General features: G+C 70.9%; 17 protein-coding genes. 13 read left to right on the forward strand and 4 right to left on the reverse strand.

What is annotated here, in order from left to right; genetic code table 11:
- Positions 1-372 precede the first annotated feature (372 nt).
- Together AB0N03_RS41965 and AB0N03_RS41970 are read right to left on the reverse strand one after the other, a co-directional pair.
- Positions 373-1,170 carry a zf-HC2 domain-containing protein gene (locus AB0N03_RS41965; protein ID WP_364384769.1) on the reverse strand — a complete coding sequence of 266 codons (798 nt, stop codon included), beginning with the start codon at positions 1,168-1,170 and terminating at the stop codon, positions 373-375.
- 7 nt (positions 1,171-1,177) lie between these two features.
- Positions 1,178-1,741 carry a sigma-70 family RNA polymerase sigma factor gene (locus tag AB0N03_RS41970; protein WP_364384772.1) on the reverse strand — a complete coding sequence of 188 codons (564 nt, stop codon included), beginning with the start codon at positions 1,739-1,741 and terminating at the stop codon, positions 1,178-1,180.
- A 262-nt stretch (positions 1,742-2,003) separates the two neighbouring features.
- Here AB0N03_RS41970 and AB0N03_RS41975 point away from each other — a divergent pair, with 262 nt between their 5' ends.
- From AB0N03_RS41975 to AB0N03_RS41995, 5 genes are read left to right on the forward strand one after another with little or no spacing between them, the layout of a single operon-like run.
- Positions 2,004-2,570, forward strand: a complete 567-nt coding sequence (locus AB0N03_RS41975; RefSeq protein ID WP_364384775.1) for a hypothetical protein — start codon at positions 2,004-2,006, stop codon at positions 2,568-2,570.
- Positions 2,554-3,351: a DUF4142 domain-containing protein gene (locus AB0N03_RS41980; protein WP_364384778.1), complete on the forward strand. Its 798-nt coding sequence runs from the start codon at positions 2,554-2,556 to the stop codon at positions 3,349-3,351. The genes AB0N03_RS41975 and AB0N03_RS41980 overlap by 17 nt, the downstream gene beginning before the upstream one ends.
- Positions 3,344-3,961 carry a ferric reductase-like transmembrane domain-containing protein gene (locus AB0N03_RS41985; protein ID WP_360679319.1) on the forward strand — a complete coding sequence of 206 codons (618 nt, stop codon included), beginning with the start codon at positions 3,344-3,346 and terminating at the stop codon, positions 3,959-3,961. Before AB0N03_RS41980 ends, AB0N03_RS41985 begins: the two co-directional genes overlap by 8 nt.
- Position 3,962: 1 nt before the next feature.
- On the forward strand, positions 3,963-4,193 hold the full coding sequence (locus tag AB0N03_RS41990; protein ID WP_257922546.1) for a ferredoxin: 231 nt from the start codon (positions 3,963-3,965) through the stop codon (positions 4,191-4,193).
- On the forward strand, positions 4,186-5,625 hold the full coding sequence (locus AB0N03_RS41995) for an FAD/NAD(P)-binding oxidoreductase (protein WP_364384781.1): 1,440 nt from the start codon (positions 4,186-4,188) through the stop codon (positions 5,623-5,625). The genes AB0N03_RS41990 and AB0N03_RS41995 overlap by 8 nt, the downstream gene beginning before the upstream one ends.
- 488 nt (positions 5,626-6,113) lie before the next feature.
- On the opposite strand, the gene AB0N03_RS42000 is transcribed toward AB0N03_RS41995, so the two are convergent.
- Positions 6,114-6,338, reverse strand: coding sequence for a hypothetical protein (locus AB0N03_RS42000; protein WP_364384894.1), 225 nt, complete (start codon positions 6,336-6,338; stop codon positions 6,114-6,116).
- A 75-nt stretch (positions 6,339-6,413) separates the two neighbouring features.
- On the opposite strand from AB0N03_RS42000, the gene AB0N03_RS42005 reads away from it, so the two are divergent.
- From AB0N03_RS42005 to AB0N03_RS42040, 8 genes are all read left to right on the forward strand, one after another.
- The gene (locus AB0N03_RS42005) at positions 6,414-7,304 is read left to right on the forward strand and encodes a LysR family transcriptional regulator (protein WP_364384784.1); all 891 of its coding nucleotides are present in this window, start codon (positions 6,414-6,416) and stop codon (positions 7,302-7,304) included.
- 122 nt (positions 7,305-7,426) lie between these two features.
- Positions 7,427-7,870 (forward strand): helix-turn-helix transcriptional regulator, encoded by a 444-nt coding sequence (locus AB0N03_RS42010; protein WP_364384787.1) that lies wholly within the window; start codon positions 7,427-7,429, stop codon positions 7,868-7,870.
- Positions 7,871-7,880: 10 nt separating this feature from the next.
- On the forward strand, positions 7,881-8,291 hold the full coding sequence (locus tag AB0N03_RS42015; protein WP_364384790.1) for a VOC family protein: 411 nt from the start codon (positions 7,881-7,883) through the stop codon (positions 8,289-8,291).
- 71 nt (positions 8,292-8,362) lie between these two features.
- A complete protein-coding gene (locus AB0N03_RS42020; RefSeq protein ID WP_364384793.1) occupies positions 8,363-8,620 on the forward strand; it encodes an AraC family transcriptional regulator in 258 nt (85 codons plus the stop codon).
- On the forward strand, positions 8,617-10,992 hold the full coding sequence (locus tag AB0N03_RS42025; RefSeq protein ID WP_364384796.1) for an excinuclease ABC subunit UvrA: 2,376 nt from the start codon (positions 8,617-8,619) through the stop codon (positions 10,990-10,992). The genes AB0N03_RS42020 and AB0N03_RS42025 overlap by 4 nt, the downstream gene beginning before the upstream one ends.
- 105 nt (positions 10,993-11,097) lie before the next feature.
- Positions 11,098-12,117 carry an acyl-CoA desaturase gene (locus AB0N03_RS42030; RefSeq protein WP_364384798.1) on the forward strand — a complete coding sequence of 340 codons (1,020 nt, stop codon included), beginning with the start codon at positions 11,098-11,100 and terminating at the stop codon, positions 12,115-12,117.
- Between the two features lie 9 nt (positions 12,118-12,126).
- A complete protein-coding gene (locus tag AB0N03_RS42035; RefSeq protein WP_364384801.1) occupies positions 12,127-13,188 on the forward strand; it encodes an MBL fold metallo-hydrolase in 1,062 nt (353 codons plus the stop codon).
- Complete coding sequence (locus tag AB0N03_RS42040) at positions 13,173-13,439, forward strand: Smr/MutS family protein (protein WP_364384803.1); 267 nt, start codon at positions 13,173-13,175, stop codon at positions 13,437-13,439. The genes AB0N03_RS42035 and AB0N03_RS42040 overlap by 16 nt, the downstream gene beginning before the upstream one ends.
- Position 13,440: 1 nt before the next feature.
- Here the strand turns inward: AB0N03_RS42040 and AB0N03_RS42045 are convergent, their stop codons facing one another.
- Entirely contained in the window at positions 13,441-14,040 is a 600-nt protein-coding gene (locus AB0N03_RS42045) for a hypothetical protein (RefSeq protein WP_364384806.1), read from the reverse strand.
- Positions 14,041-14,299: the final 259 nt, after the last annotated feature.

A 14,299-nucleotide genomic window follows, 5' to 3' on the forward strand; every position in this document is an offset into this window, starting at 1 on the left:
CCTGCGGGGAGCTCTTGGTTCCGGCTGTCGGATGCATCGGGGGATGCATTGGGGGATACGGACGTCAGCGCCCCGAGGTTCAAAAGCGACCAGCCCGTTATCTGTTCGTTATCAAGTGAAGCGCAACCGGACGCCATTTACCCAGGTCATCGCGGTGCAGGCCGGAAAACGCGGACTCGGTCATGTCTTGAACCACGGCTCATCGACGACCGCGGTTCACGACGACAGCGCGCGGAATACCCGGGCTACGACCGCCTGGAGTGCCGGTGCGACTTCGCCGGAACCGGCCACCAAACGTCATGAACGACCCTTTCACCGCGCCGGACGCGGTGAACGAGTCGTTCATGACGGTTCGGAGCGGGGAAGAAAGAGTCAGCGCTGCACGACGACGAGGACCGTGCCGTCGTCGCCGCGGACCTCGAAGCGGGAGATCTGGTCCATCGCCAGCGAGATGGAACCCTGCAGCCGCAACGGGTCCGGGGAGCCCGGGATGCCGAAGCCCTTGGGCGGCACCGCCCAGCCGGACACGACGCGGGCGTCGCCGGTCGTCGAGATCGCGAACAGCTGGCACTTCAACGGTCCGACGATGCCGCGCAGCTCGAGGTCCACCCGGGTGCCCCACTCCACCGGGGACACCGTGACGACGGCGCTGACGGCGGACCCGCCGCTGCCGCTGCCCCGGCCGTAGGTCTGGCCGCTGCCGGGCCGGCTCGGCGTGGCGGTGGACGGCGCCGGGACACTCGTCGCCGGGACGCTCGTCGCCGGCGGTGGCTGCTTGGTGCTCGGGGCGGAGAGCGACGCGGGCGGGACGGCGTCGGCCGGCCGGACCGCGAGGGTCACCAGCGGCCCGGCCACGACGAGCGCGGCGGCCGCGGCGCCGGCGATGATGCCGAGGCGCTTGCGACGGCGGCGCTTCACCGAGGCCTCTTCCATCAGGCCGCGCAGCACGCGGGGCCCGGGCGCGAGGGTGCGCGGGCCGGGCGCGGGCATCGGGGGCTCCGGCCAGCTGCGCTTGACGAGGTCGAGGACGTCCGGCAGCTGGTAGAGCTCGATGAGGTCGAGCTGGCAGTGCGGGCAGTTCATCAGGTGGGCTTCGAACTGGGTGCTCTCGGCCTCGCTGAGGACGCCGAGCACGTACGCGGCGACGTCGGTGTGTGCGGACCCGGCCACCCTCAGCTCACCCCCGCTCGCGCAGGGCCCGGCGCAGCGCGCGGACGGCGTGGTGGATGCGGGACTTGATGGTGCCCGGGGGCACGCCGAGGGTCGCCGCGACCTCGTTCACCGTGCGATCGCGCAGGTAGGTCTGCTGGATGGCCTCCCGCTGCTCGGGCGAAAGCCCTTGCAGCGCCTCGTAGACGATCATCGCGGCAAGGGTGCGGTCCGACTCGTCGGACACCGCGATCGCGTCGGACTCGATCTCCTCGAGCTCCTGGGGGCGCACGCTCCGGCTGCGCCAGCCGTCGATGACGGTTCGCCGGGCGACCGTGAACAACCACGCGCGCAGCATCTCCGGCTGGCGGTCGAGCTTGTCCGCGTTCCGCCACGCCTTGATCAGGGTCTCCTGCACGACGTCTTCGGCCCACTGCCGGTCGTGGCCGGTCAGCCGCAGCGCGAACGCCATCAGGGACCCGCCGAACTCCTGGTAGAGCGCCTTCGCCAGATCGTCATGGGCGTCGTTGGGCTCACCAACGACGACTTCCGGATCTTCGACGGGTCTCAGCGCTCGAGTGTGCCGTCCCACGCGGGACATCCTGGTGGGCCGGACGGCGTACGTCTAGTACCAAATGCCGCAACGCGAGGACCAAAACTTTTTTGAACCGTTTCCCGACCGTGTCCGTATCCCCTACCGAAGGCCCCCGACAAGGCGTTGTCCCCCGCAACGCTCCGCATCCACTCCGGACCGAATGTCCACTGTGGATCTTTCGCGCGCATTTTCCGCCTCACCCCAGGCTACTGCGCGTAGTCATGCCCCCGGAGGAGCAGTGATACGCATTCCCCGTACGGTGGTCCCCGCCACCGTGTGCCTCACCGCACTCGCCCTGCTCACCGCCTGTACCGCCGGCGCGGCGACCACCTCGGCCGGTGGTTACGGCGCCGGTATGCAGCAGATGCCCGGTATGCAGGCCCCGATGACCCTCGCGATGCCGCAGCCCATCACGGCCAACCCGAACGACCCGATGAAGAGCCAGCTCAGGGGCGCGAAGACCTTCGACCTCGGCTTGATGCTCGTCGACGGGACCGGCTACACGATCTACCGCTACGACCGCGACTCGACCGACCCGTCGCGGTCGAACTGCAACGACGCCTGCGCGGCCAAGTGGATCCCGGTCAAGGTCGGCGGTCCCGCGCCGATCGACGTCGACCGGTCGCTGATCGGGCAGATCACCCGTGACGACGGCACCCAGCAGGTCACCCTCGCCGGCTGGCCGCTGTACCACTTCACCGGGGACAGCGAACCGGCCGACACGTCCGGTCAGGGCGCCGAGCAGGCCTGGTACCCGATCACGCCCGACGGCAAGAAGATCACGCTCACCCAGGACGAGTGGAGGATCAATGCTTTCGGCATCTGAGTACGCCGGGCTCGAGTTCACTCCGCCGTCCCCGCTCGAGCGTTCCCGCCCGCTGGTCCGGATCCTGTTCGTGCTGGTCGCGGTGCTGACCCTGCTCGCGTCGGTGTCCCCGGCGTCGATCGCCCAGACGAACGCCGTCTCGCCCGAAGACGCCATCCTGCTGACCAAGGTCCGCCAGGCCGGGCTGTGGGAGATGCCCTCGGGCATGATGGCGATGCAGAAGGGCAGCCCGAAGGTCCAGGCGATCGGCTTCGCGATCATGATGGACCACGGCCGGCTCGACGTCGGGACCCGCGCGTTGTCGGCGAAGCTCAACTCGCCGGTGCCCGACCAGCCGTCGGACGAGCAGCGCGGCTGGCTCCTCGAAGAGATGAACGCGCCCCCCGGGCCGTCGTTCGACAGCGTCTTCGCCAACCGGTTGCGCGCGGCGCACGGCCAGGTCTTCGCCATCCTCGCGCAGCTGCGCGCCGGCACCCGCAACGACGACGTGCGGGCGTTCGCGACCGTCGGCAACCAGGCCGTCCTGCGGCACATGACGATGCTCGAGAGCAGCGGCATGGTCGACTACACCGCGCTCCCCGCGCCGGCCGTCTCCACCACGGCCGCGCCCGTCGGGCAGCCGCTCGGCCTCGACACGTCCCAGCTCGCCGTGGTGGCGGCGCTGTTCCTCCTGGTCGGTGGCGGCCTCTTCTACGTGCTGCGCCAGATCAAGGGCAACCGCGGCCGCGCCCGGGCCTCGCGCCGGCCGGCCACCGTCAGAACCGGGGGTAGCCATGGTTGAGACCTGGCACGACGCGACGATCTTCCTCACGCAGCAGTTCCAGCCGAAGACCGATCCGGCGGCCCGCGGCCTCGCGGCCTTCGCCGCCCGGGCGTCCTACGCGGCGATGATGCTGACGCTCACCTGGGGTGTGCTCACCGCCACGGGCTGGGTGCGCTCGGTCACCGGCCGCAAGGCGCTGCGCAGCTCCCACATGGTGCTCGCCACCGGCACGATCATCTTCGGCGGCATCCACGCGCTGGGCTTCTTCTACCTCACGGTCCAGCCGTACAGCCTGCAGTACCTGTTCCTCCCCTTCCTGTCGGGCCAGGAGACCCGGCACAGCATCGGCATCGTCGGCTTCGAGGTCATGCTGGCCATCGCGCTCACCGCCGGCCTGCAGCGGTTCACCTCCTACCGCCGCTGGCTGTGGCTGCACCGCTGCGCGTACCCGGCGGTCGCGCTGACCGCGCTGCACGCGTGGTTCGGCTCGATCGCCAACGGCCACCTCGCGGTCGTCTGGCTGGGTGGCATCACGCTGCTCGTCCCGGCGGTCACGACGTCGCTGCTGCGGTTCATGCCCGCGCGGACCCTCGAACGCATCGGACTCGTGGAAGAGCAGGTGGCCTGACATGCCTTTCCGTTTGCCCGGTGGCGGGCCCCGGATCAGCGTCGACAACGACCGGTGCGAGCTCTACGGCATCTGCGCCATGGAGGCGCCGGACGTGTTCGACCTCGGCCAGGACGGCCGCCTGCGCTTCCACACGCGGCTGCTGGACGAGACCACCATGGAACAGGCGAAGATGGCGGCCCGCTGCTGCCCGATGCAGGCGGTCGTGATGAGAGGAGAGCTCGATGGCTGACGGCGACCGGATCGTCATCGTCGGCGCGGGTGTCGCGGGGTTGCGCGCCGCGGAACGGCTGCGGGAGCAGAACTTCGACGGCGAGATCGTCCTGATCGGCGACGAAGCCCGCCGTCCCTACCACCGCCCGATGGTCTCCAAGGCCCTCGTGATGGGGACCGAACGGCCCAGCGACGTGGGCCTTTCGCACTACCTGCCGGACCTGGACGTGCACTGGCGCCTCGGCGCGCGGGTCACGCACCTCGACACCACCGAGCGGGTCGTGCACCTGCCCGGTGGCGAATCCCTTTGGTACGACGGCCTGATCGCCGCGACCGGCGTCTACCCGCGGCACCTGCCCGGGTCGCCGCGGCACGACCCGCGCGTGCGGATCCTGCGCACGGTCGAGGACTCGATGGCCGTGCGGCGCTGCCTCAACGCCAGCAAGAAGCCGGCCGTCGTGATCGGCGCCGGCCTGATCGGCAACGAGTTCGCCGCGAGCATGCGGCACATCGGCCGGGACGTCACCCTGGTCGGGCACGCGAAAGCGCCGCTGCACCGCTTCGGCGACCGCGTCTCGAGCGGCATCGTCGAGGCGCACCACGAGCACCGCGCGAAGCTCGCGATGAAAAGCGAAGTGCGGCACTGGATCAGCACGAAGGACACCGTCGGGCTGCACCTGACGAACAACCAGCTGCTGGTCGCCAGCGTCGTCGTGCTCGCCATCGGCAGCGTCCCGTCGGTCGACTGGATGCGCGGCTCCGGCCTCGACATCAGCGACGGCGTGCTCTGCGACTCGAAGCTGTTCGCCGAGGGCGCCTCCGACGTCGTCATCGCCGGCGACATCGCGCGCTGGCCGAACCTGCGGTTCGACGAGACCCCGCGGCGGGTCGAGCACTGGATCAACGCCGTCGAGTCGGCGCGGCACGCGGCGGACAACCTGCTGTTGGGCCAGTCCAGCGCCAAGCCGTTCACCCCGCTCCCCCGGGCCTGGTCGACGCTGTACGACACCCGGCTGCAGATGTGCGGGATGCCCAGCCTGGCCGAGGACACCGTGACGCTGGCGGACGGCATCACCGGCTTCATCCGCGACGGCCGGCTCGTCGGCATCTCCGCGTGGGACAAGCCACGGGCGATGCTCGACTGGATGGCCGAGCTCGACCGCCGGCTGCCCGCCCCCGACTACGTGCCCGAGCCGGAGCCCGCGCCCGTCGCGGAGGTCCCCGAGGTCCCGGTCGTCGAACCGTCGCTCGCCGCGCTGGCGGCCGACGTGCCGACGGAAGTCGACAGCGGGTTCGACCAGCAGGCCTTCGAGCGCGAGTTCGAGAGCGAGTTCGCCAACAACATCCCCACGACGGCCTTCCCCGCCTTGGCGGCCCCGCCGACGACGGCGTTCGCGGCGCAGCCCGGCGGGGCGGCGCCGCCGACGATGGCCATCCCGATGGGGAGGTAGAAAGCCGGGACGTGGCTGCGCGCGGCGGCCATCGTCCCTCGCCGGTCACCACACCCCCTCCGCGGCTGGGCGGTGTGGTGACCGGCCCCCAACTGTGACAACCGAGGCTCCGCCTCGGGTCGGGGGCTCCGCCACCCGGAACCCCCGAACAACAAGCGTCCCTCTGCCCGCCTCGCGTCCGGTGCTGTGACAACCGGTGCTCCGCCACGCGGAGCCCCCGGAAGACAGCGTGGATCGAGCGTCCGGCGGGCCAGGAGAGGGCCATCCCGAGGGAACCCGACGCCCCCGGGATGGCCTTCTTCCGGCGCACCGGGCGGGGGCCCGGGGTCGAGCGCCGCGGCGGTTTCGCCGCCGGGGCGCGTACGTCCGTGCCGGCCTTTCCGGCGGAAGGGTATGCCGCCGGAAAGGCCGGCACGGTCGAAAGTCGGGTTTCGGGGTTGCACCGGCGAAGGCCGTCTCGAGGGAAACGGGAGCCCTCGGGACGGCCTTCACCTCGTCTTCGAGGCCACCCGGGAGCCCTGGACGATTCCGACGAGCAGGGCGACCGACGCGCCGACGAGCAGCACCGTACCCAGCGGGTCGAGCCCGCGGTCGTGGCGCGACGACACCGGCGCGGTCCGCGCGACCAGGACGGCGGTGCCGACGATCCAGACCAGCACGGACGCGGACGGGTGCACGTCGCTCGCGGCGAGCATCGGGACGGCGAGGTGCATGGGCCCGACGGTAAGAACCGGTCATTGCTTCGCGCCACGCAACTTCGTCAAGAAGGCTTTGCGTACGATGCAACCATGCCCGATCAGCTCGATCTGAACCTCCTGCGCGTGTTCGACGCGCTGCTGCGGGACGGGAGCGTGACGGCGGCGGCCGAGCGCCTCCACCTCTCCATCCCGGCGACGAGCCGCGCGCTGGGCCGGCTGCGGCGGGCGATGGGCGACCCGATCCTGGTGCGCGCCGGGCGCGGGATGGCGCCGACGCCGTTCGCGCTCCGCACGGCACCCCGGGTGCGGTCGCTGCTGGAGGAAGCGGCGTCGCTGGTCACCGCCGACTTCTCGGTCGCCGGCCTCGAGCGGACGTTCACGATCCGGATCAACGACGGCGTGGCGGCGACCCTCGCGGCGGCGGCGGTCGAAGCCACGGCCGCGGCCGCCCCGGGCGTCACGCTGCGCTTCGTCGCGGAGGGCAGCGAAAGCCCGGAGGCGCTGCGCGACGGCTCGGTCGACCTCGACATCGGCGCCGGCGAGGCGCCGGCGCCGGACATCCGGACCGCGGTGCTGTACCGCGAACGGCTGGTCGGCATCGTCCGCGCCGACAGCCCGCTGGGCCGCGGCCGGAAGCCGACGCCGGCCCAGCTGTGCCGCCACCCGCACGTGGCGGCGTCCCGGCGCGGCCGCGCGCGGGGCCCGCTCGACGATGCCCTGGCCGCGCTCGGCTTGCGGCGGCACATCGCCGCGGTGGTCCCGACCTCGGCGGTGGCGACGCTGCTGGTGGCCTCGAGCGGTCACGTCGGCCTGGTGCCGCAGCGGCTGGCCGAACAGCACGGCCCGGCGCTCGGCCTGCGCTGGTTCCCGATCCCGGTGGAGCTGCCGGAGATCGACGTGCGGCTGTTCTGGCACGCCCGCCTGGACGCGGACCCGGCCCAGCGCTGGCTGCGCGACACGCTCCGCGAGTCCCTCCGCTGACCGAGCGCCCCAAGGTGGCCTTCGGTGCGCTCAACGCACCCAAGGGGCCCTTCGGTGCGTTCAACGCAACCAAGGCCACATTGGGGCGCTCCGCGCGCCGTCCGGTGTGGCACGATTCCAGCGTGACCAGCACCGCCGCCACGGCTCAGTACCTGCGCGACCTCGCGTTGCTGCGCCGGGTCCGGGACCGGATCGACCGGGAGTACGCCCAGCCGCTCGACGTCGAGGCGCTCGCGCGCGGCGTCAACATGTCCGCCGGGCACCTCAGCCGGCAGTTCCGCAAGGCTTACGGAGAGTCACCGTATTCGTACTTGATGACGCGGCGGATCGAGCGGGCCATGGCACTGCTGCGCAAGGGCGAGCTGAGCGTCACCGAGGTCTGCTTCACCGTCGGCTTCTCGTCGCTGGGCACCTTCAGCACCCGGTTCGCCGAGCTGGTCGGCATGCCGCCGAGCGTCTACCGCGAGCAGCAGGCCGAAGCGACCATCGGCATGCCGCCGTGCGTGGCCAAACAGGTCACCAGACCGATCAGGAATCGAGAAGCGCGACCGCAGGCGCACACATAGTGTGACGGCCATGGACGTCACGATTCACTCGAGCTTCCTCCCGCACACCGACGCGGAGGCCTCGCTCGCCTTCTACCGCGACCTGCTCGGCTTCGAGGTCCGGATGAACGTCAAGTACGGCGAGCTGAACTGGATCACCGTCGGCCCGCCGAACCAGCCCGACACGGCGATCGTGCTGTCGCCGGTGGCCGCGACGCCGGGCCTGACCGACGACGAACGCCGCATGATCGCCGAGATGATGGCCAAGGGCACCTACGCCTCCGTCAACCTCGCCAGCACGGACCTCGACGCCCTCTTCGCGAAGCTCGAAGCGGGGAACGCCGAGGTCGTCCAGGAGCCGGTCGAGCAGCCCTACGGCGTGCGCGACTGCTCCTTCCGCGACCCCGCCGGCAACCTCCTGCGCATCCAGGAGCTGCGCTGACCGAGGTCGCGGCCGCCACCCCGCCGGCGCCCGGCGCGTTCCGGGGACCGGTCGACGAAAGGGGAAGTCCCATGTGCCTGAGCCTCCAGATCGCGGCGCGGGAGCACCTGCGCGAGCTGGCGCTGCTGCGCCGCGTCCGCGACCGCATCGACCGCGACCGGACCCTCGACGTCGAGGTGCTCGCGCACAGCGCCGGCATGACGGCCGGGCAGTTCCTCCGCCGGTTCCGGGACGCCTACGGGCAGTCCCCGCACGCCTACCAGCGGGCCGCCCAGGCGGTGCGGGACGGCCGTACGCTCACCATCCGCCGAGTGCTGGAGACACGATGACCAAGCCCACGAGGAAGTCCGCGCCGCACGTCGCCGACACCCACGACCTGATCCGCGTCCACGGCGCGCGTGTGAACAACCTCAAGGACGTCCATGTCGAGCTGCCGAAGCGGCGCCTGACGGTGTTCACCGGCGTCTCCGGCTCCGGCAAGAGCTCGCTGGTGTTCAGCACGATCGCCGCCGAGTCGCAGCGGCTGATCAACGAGACCTACAGCACCTTCGTGCAGGGGTTCATGCCGACGCTGGCCCGGCCCGACGTCGACGTCCTGGACGGGATCACCACGGCGATCATCGTCGACCAGGAGCGGATGGGCGCCAACGCGCACTCCACGGTCGGCACCGCCACGGACGCCAACGCGATGCTGCGCATCCTGTTCAGCCGGCTCGGGCAGCCGCACATCGGCTCGCCGCAGGCGTTCTCGTTCAACGTCGCCTCGATCAGCGGCGCGGGTGCGGTGACCATCGAGAAGGCCGGCCGGCAGATCAAGGAGCGCCGCAGCTTCAGCATCACCGGTGGCATGTGCCCGCGCTGCGAGGGCCGCGGCAAGGTCAACGACATCGACCTGACCGCGCTGTTCGACGAGGACAAGTCGCTCAACGAGGGCGCCATCACGATCCCGGGCTACAGCATGGAGGGCTGGTTCGGCCGCATCTTCCGCGGCTCCGGCCTTTTCGACCCGGACAAGCCGATCAAGAAGTTCACCAAGAAGCAGTTCAACGACCTGGTGTACAAGGAACCGACCAAGATCAAGGTCGAGGGCATCAACCTGACCTTCTCGGGGCTGGTCCCGGCCATCCAGAAGTCGATGCTGTCCAAGGACGTCGACTCGATGCAGCCGCACATCCGCGCGTTCGTCGAGCGGGCCGTCACGTTCACGACGTGCCCGGACTGCGACGGCACGCGGCTGTCCGGCGAGGCCCGGTCGTCGAAGATCGACGGGATCAGCATCGCCGACGCGTGCGCGATGCAGATCAGCGACCTCGCCGCCTGGGCGGGGAAGCTGGCCGAGCCGTCGGTCGCGCCGCTGCTGGACGCGCTGCGGCGCACCCTCGACTCGTTCGTCGAAATCGGGCTCGGCTACCTCTCGCTCGACCGGCCGTCGGGCACGCTCTCAGGCGGCGAAGCCCAGCGCACCAAGATGATCCGCCACCTCGGGTCGTCGCTCACCGACGTCACCTACGTCTTCGACGAGCCGACGATCGGGCTGCACCCGCACGACATCCGGCGCATGAACGACCTCCTGCTGCAGCTGCGGGACAAGGGCAACACGGTGCTGGTCGTCGAGCACAAGCCGGAGGCGATCGCGATCGCCGACCACGTCGTCGACCTCGGGCCGCGCGCCGGCTCCGACGGCGGCGAGGTCGTGTTCGAGGGCACTGTGGACGCTCTGCGCAAGAGCAAGACGTTGACCGGGCGGCACCTGGACGACCGCGCGTCGCTGAAGTCGTCGGTGCGCTCGCCGTCGGGCTTCCTGGAGGTGCGGGGCGCTTCGACGCACAATCTCCAGGACGTCGACGTCGACGTCCCGCTCGGCGTCCTGACCGTCGTGACCGGGGTGGCGGGCTCGGGCAAGAGCTCGCTGATCCACGGCTCGGTGTCCGGCGGCGAGGGCGTGGTGACGGTCGACCAGACGGGGATCCGCGGCTCGCGCCGGAGCAACCCGGCGACCTACACCGGGCTGCTGGAGCCGATCCGCAAGGCGTTCGCCAAGGCCAACGGCGTCAAGCCGGCGTTGTTCAGCGCGAACTCCGAAGGCGCGTGCCCGAACTGCAACGGCGCGGGCGTCGTCTACACAGACCTGGGGATCATGGCCGGCACCGCGACGCCGTGCGAGGTGTGCGAGGGCAAGCGGTTCATGGCGGAGGTGCTGGACTACCGGTTCGGCGGCCACGACATCAGCGAGGTGCTGACGATGTCGGTGGCCGAGGCGGAGGAATTCTTCGCCGAAGGCGAGGCGAAGCTCCCGGCAGCTCACAAGATTCTCACACACTTGTCCGACGTCGGCCTCGGCTACCTGACGCTGGGCCAGCCGCTCACGACGCTGTCCGGCGGCGAGCGGCAGCGGATCAAGCTGGCGACGCACATGGCGGAGAAGGGCGGGATCTACGTCCTCGACGAGCCGACGGCGGGGCTGCACCTGGCCGACGTCGAGCAGCTGCTGGGCCTTTTGGACCGACTTGTGGACTCGGGCAAGTCGGTGATCGTCATCGAGCACCACCAGGCGGTGATGGCCCACGCGGACTGGATCATCGATCTCGGCCCCGGCGCGGGCCACGACGGCGGGCAGGTCGTCTTCGAGGGCACCCCCGCTGACCTGGTCGTTTCACGGTCCACAGTGACCGGTGAGCACCTCGCGGAGTACGTCGGCTGACCGAATGGGGCGCGTATACCAGAATCGGCGGTGGGGCAGGCCCCCGGAATGTGCCGGGGGTACTCCGGGTTCCGCGACGAACCCCTACCCGGAAGACTGTGGCCGGTGACCACAGACAACCTCGTGCACACCGGCAGCGACTTCGCCCGGCTGAGCCAACGCATCTCCGCCGCCGGCCTGATGACGCGCCGCCCCGGCTACTACACCGCCCGGTTCGCCGTCGTGGGCGTGCTGTTCGCCGCCGGGTGGGTCGCCTTCGCGCTGCTCGGGAACTCTTGGTGGCAGCTGGCCGTCGCCGCGTTCCAGGCCGTCATGTTCGCGCAGATCGCGCTGCTCTCGCACGACCTCGCGCACAAGCAGGTCTTCCGGCGGCGGCGGCCCACCGAGATCGCCGGGATGCTCGTCGGCAACCTCGGCATCGGGATGAGCTACGGCTGGTGGATGGACAAGCACACCCGCCACCACGCCAACCCGAACCACGAGGAGCTCGACCCCGACGTCGACCCGGACATCTTCGTGTGGTCGAAAAACCAGGCCCGGAACGCGGGCGGGGTCGCGCGGTTCATCGGGCGGTACCAGGCCTTCCTGTTCTTCCCGATGCTGACGCTCGAAGGCCTCAACCTGCACGTTTCGGGGATCCGGGCGGTGAGCAAGCCGGGCCTGCGCCGCCGCTGGGTGGAAGCCGCACTGCTCGCCACGCACGTCGTCGTCTACCTCGGCGCGCTGCTCATCGTCCTCTCCCCCGGCATGGCGCTGCTGTTCTTCGTGATCCACCAGGCACTGTGGGGCGTCTACATGGGATCGATCTTCGCGCCCAACCACAAGGGCATGCCGACGCTGACCGGGCAGCCCGCGCTCGACTTCCTCCGCAAGCAGGTGCTGACCTCGCGCAACGTCCGCGGCGGGCTCGTGACCGACGTCGCCCTCGGCGGGCTCAACTACCAGATCGAGCACCACCTGTTCCCCAGCATGCCGTCGCGGCACCTGCGGCTGGCGCAGCCGATCGTCCAGGACTACTGCGCCGAGCTGGACATCCCCTACCTGCAGACGAGCCTCGTCGAGTCCTACCGGCAGGCCCTCACCCACCTGCATGAAGCTGGGGCACCTCTCAGGAACCGTTCGTAGACTCGGGGGATGAGGAAGACGATCGCGGCGCTGCGGGACCTGCCGGCGGCGTTCGGCGGGAAGGCCACCGGGGCGCGGGCCAAGCGGGTCCGCGCCTCGCCGCAGTTCGACGGCAAGGTGTTCCGCAACGCCGCCACGCGGCTGCCGATGACCGCGTCGTCGATGCGGACCATCTTCCGCGAGATGTTCTTCGGCGAGCACCGCGAGCTGCGCAAGCCTCCCGGGGCGGTGCCGCTGGTGGCGTCGGCCCCGGTGCTCTCGGCCGACGGCCTGCACGTGACGTGGTACGGCCACGCGTCGGCGCTGGTCGAGCTGGACGGCGCCCGCGTGCTGCTGGACCCGGTCTGGAGCGACCGGGTGTCGCCCGCGGCGTTCGCGGGCCCGCGGCGGCTGCACGAGCCGCCGGTGGCGCTGTCGGACCTCGGCCGGGTGGACGCGGTGGTGATCTCGCACGACCACTACGACCACCTGGACCTGGCGACGGTCCGTTCGCTGGTGGCGTCCGGCGACGCGCCCTTCCTCGTGCCGCTCGGGGTGGGCGCGCACCTGGAGCGCTGGCGGGTCCCGGCTTCGCGGATCATCGAGCTGGACTGGCACGAAGAGGCGACGGTGGCGGGCATCCGCTTCGTCGCGACCCCGGCCCAGCACTTTTCGGGCCGCGGCATCACGAACGACGACACGCTCTGGACGTCGTGGGCCTTGCTGGGTCCCGCGCACCGGGTGTTCTACAGCGGTGACACGGGCTATTTCGACGGTTTCGCCGCGATCGGCGAGGCGCACGGCCCGTTCGACGCGGCCCTGATCCAGATCGGCGCGTACGCCGCGCAGTGGTCCGACATCCACATGACGCCGGAGGAAGGCGTCGCGGCGGGGATCGACGTGCGAGCGAACCTGCTGATCCCGGTGCACTGGGCGACGTTCCAGCTGGCGATGCACCCGTGGGGCGAGCCGGCGGACCGGGTGTGGCGCGAGGCGAAGGCGGCGGACCTGACCCTGGCGATCCCCCGCCCGGGCGAGCGCGTCGACGTGAGCGAGCCCCCGCCGGTGGACGGCTGGTGGCAGGCGCTGTGAAGCTGAAGCTGGACCTCCACGACATCTACAACCGCGGTGGCGAGATCGACCGGGCGCTCAAGGCGATCATCGACGAGGCCATCGCCAAGAAGGCGCCGCTCGTCGAGATCATCCCGGGCAAGGGGTCGGGTCAGCTGAAGAAGCACGTCCTGCGGTTCCTCGAGCGCAAGGACGTCAAGGCGCTCTACCACCGGATCGAGAAGGACAAGGACAACTTCGGCCGGGTGTTCGTGCACTTCCGCTGGAAGTGACTCAGAACCGGCTGTCGTGGCGGGCTTCGGCCCACGCGCGGTCCCACGCCGCCGAGTGGAGGCGGCTCACCGCGAGGCGACCGGCGCCGTACACCGCCGCCAGCGCGCCGGTGATCGCGACCCACAGCAGGATCGCCGCGAAGACCCCGTCGGCGGCCGAGGTGGACGGCGAAAGCGGCTCGTTCGTCAGCTCGCCGCGCTGGTCCAGCCACACCGACACGCGCGTGCCCGCCGGGCTGCCCGCGTCGGCGAGGACGTCGCCGGTGTGGCGGGCGCCGCGCGCGTCGAACCACGCGGCCTGGACCGTCGTCTGGTCGGCCGGAGCTCCCGCGCCGTCGGTGCTGTAGGTCTGGCTGGGGGCCGCGACGAGCGACACCGCCGTCGCCGGGTGGCGGGTGGTGCGTTCCTGCTCGGCCCGGGCGGTCTGCGACGCGTACGTGTCGGAGCCGAACGCCGCCGCGAACGGCAGCGCCAGGAGCGCGCCGGCGAAGACCAGCACCAGCAGGGCCGCCTCGACGCGGTCGCCGAACCTGGTCAGCGGGTTGTGTCCGGGGTGCAACCGGCGCCGGAACCGGGCGATCCGTCCGCTGGGCCCACGCATGCGCGACTCACTCCCTCCCGGAAAGACGTCATCTCGGTAACAGTGTGCGCGCAGGGGCTCGACTTTCTCTCGTAAATGGGATGCGGCCCACCTGTGAACCCGTGCACAACCACCCGGTCGCGCTAACTGGCCGCGATCGCCGACCACAGCGCGTGCGCGATTTCCGGTCCGCGGACGTCGGAGCGGCCGGCCACGAAGGACGGCGCGGAATTCACCGGGCGGTTCCGCCGAGAAGCAGGACCGCGGGACGATCGCCTGC

The sequence above is a fragment of the Amycolatopsis sp. NPDC051061 genome (assembly GCF_040682935.1).
GTDB lineage: Bacteria > Actinomycetota > Actinomycetes > Mycobacteriales > Pseudonocardiaceae > Amycolatopsis.

Coding starts and splice junctions, on each gene's coding strand:
- AB0N03_RS41985 (WP_360679319.1), top strand. CDS start 3,344: ATGGTTGAGACCTGGCACGACGCGACGATCTTCCTCACGCAGCAGTTC.
- AB0N03_RS42000 (WP_364384894.1), bottom strand. CDS start 6,338: ATGCACCTCGCCGTCCCGATGCTCGCCGCGAGCGACGTGCACCCGTCC.
- AB0N03_RS42025 (WP_364384796.1), top strand. CDS start 8,617: ATGACCAAGCCCACGAGGAAGTCCGCGCCGCACGTCGCCGACACCCAC.
- AB0N03_RS41980 (WP_364384778.1), top strand. CDS start 2,554: ATGCTTTCGGCATCTGAGTACGCCGGGCTCGAGTTCACTCCGCCGTCC.
- AB0N03_RS42045 (WP_364384806.1), bottom strand. CDS start 14,040: ATGCGTGGGCCCAGCGGACGGATCGCCCGGTTCCGGCGCCGGTTGCAC.
- AB0N03_RS41995 (WP_364384781.1), top strand. CDS start 4,186: ATGGCTGACGGCGACCGGATCGTCATCGTCGGCGCGGGTGTCGCGGGG.
- AB0N03_RS42015 (WP_364384790.1), top strand. CDS start 7,881: ATGGACGTCACGATTCACTCGAGCTTCCTCCCGCACACCGACGCGGAG.
- AB0N03_RS41990 (WP_257922546.1), top strand. CDS start 3,963: ATGCCTTTCCGTTTGCCCGGTGGCGGGCCCCGGATCAGCGTCGACAAC.
- AB0N03_RS42005 (WP_364384784.1), top strand. CDS start 6,414: ATGCCCGATCAGCTCGATCTGAACCTCCTGCGCGTGTTCGACGCGCTG.
- AB0N03_RS42035 (WP_364384801.1), top strand. CDS start 12,127: ATGAGGAAGACGATCGCGGCGCTGCGGGACCTGCCGGCGGCGTTCGGC.
- AB0N03_RS42020 (WP_364384793.1), top strand. CDS start 8,363: ATGTGCCTGAGCCTCCAGATCGCGGCGCGGGAGCACCTGCGCGAGCTG.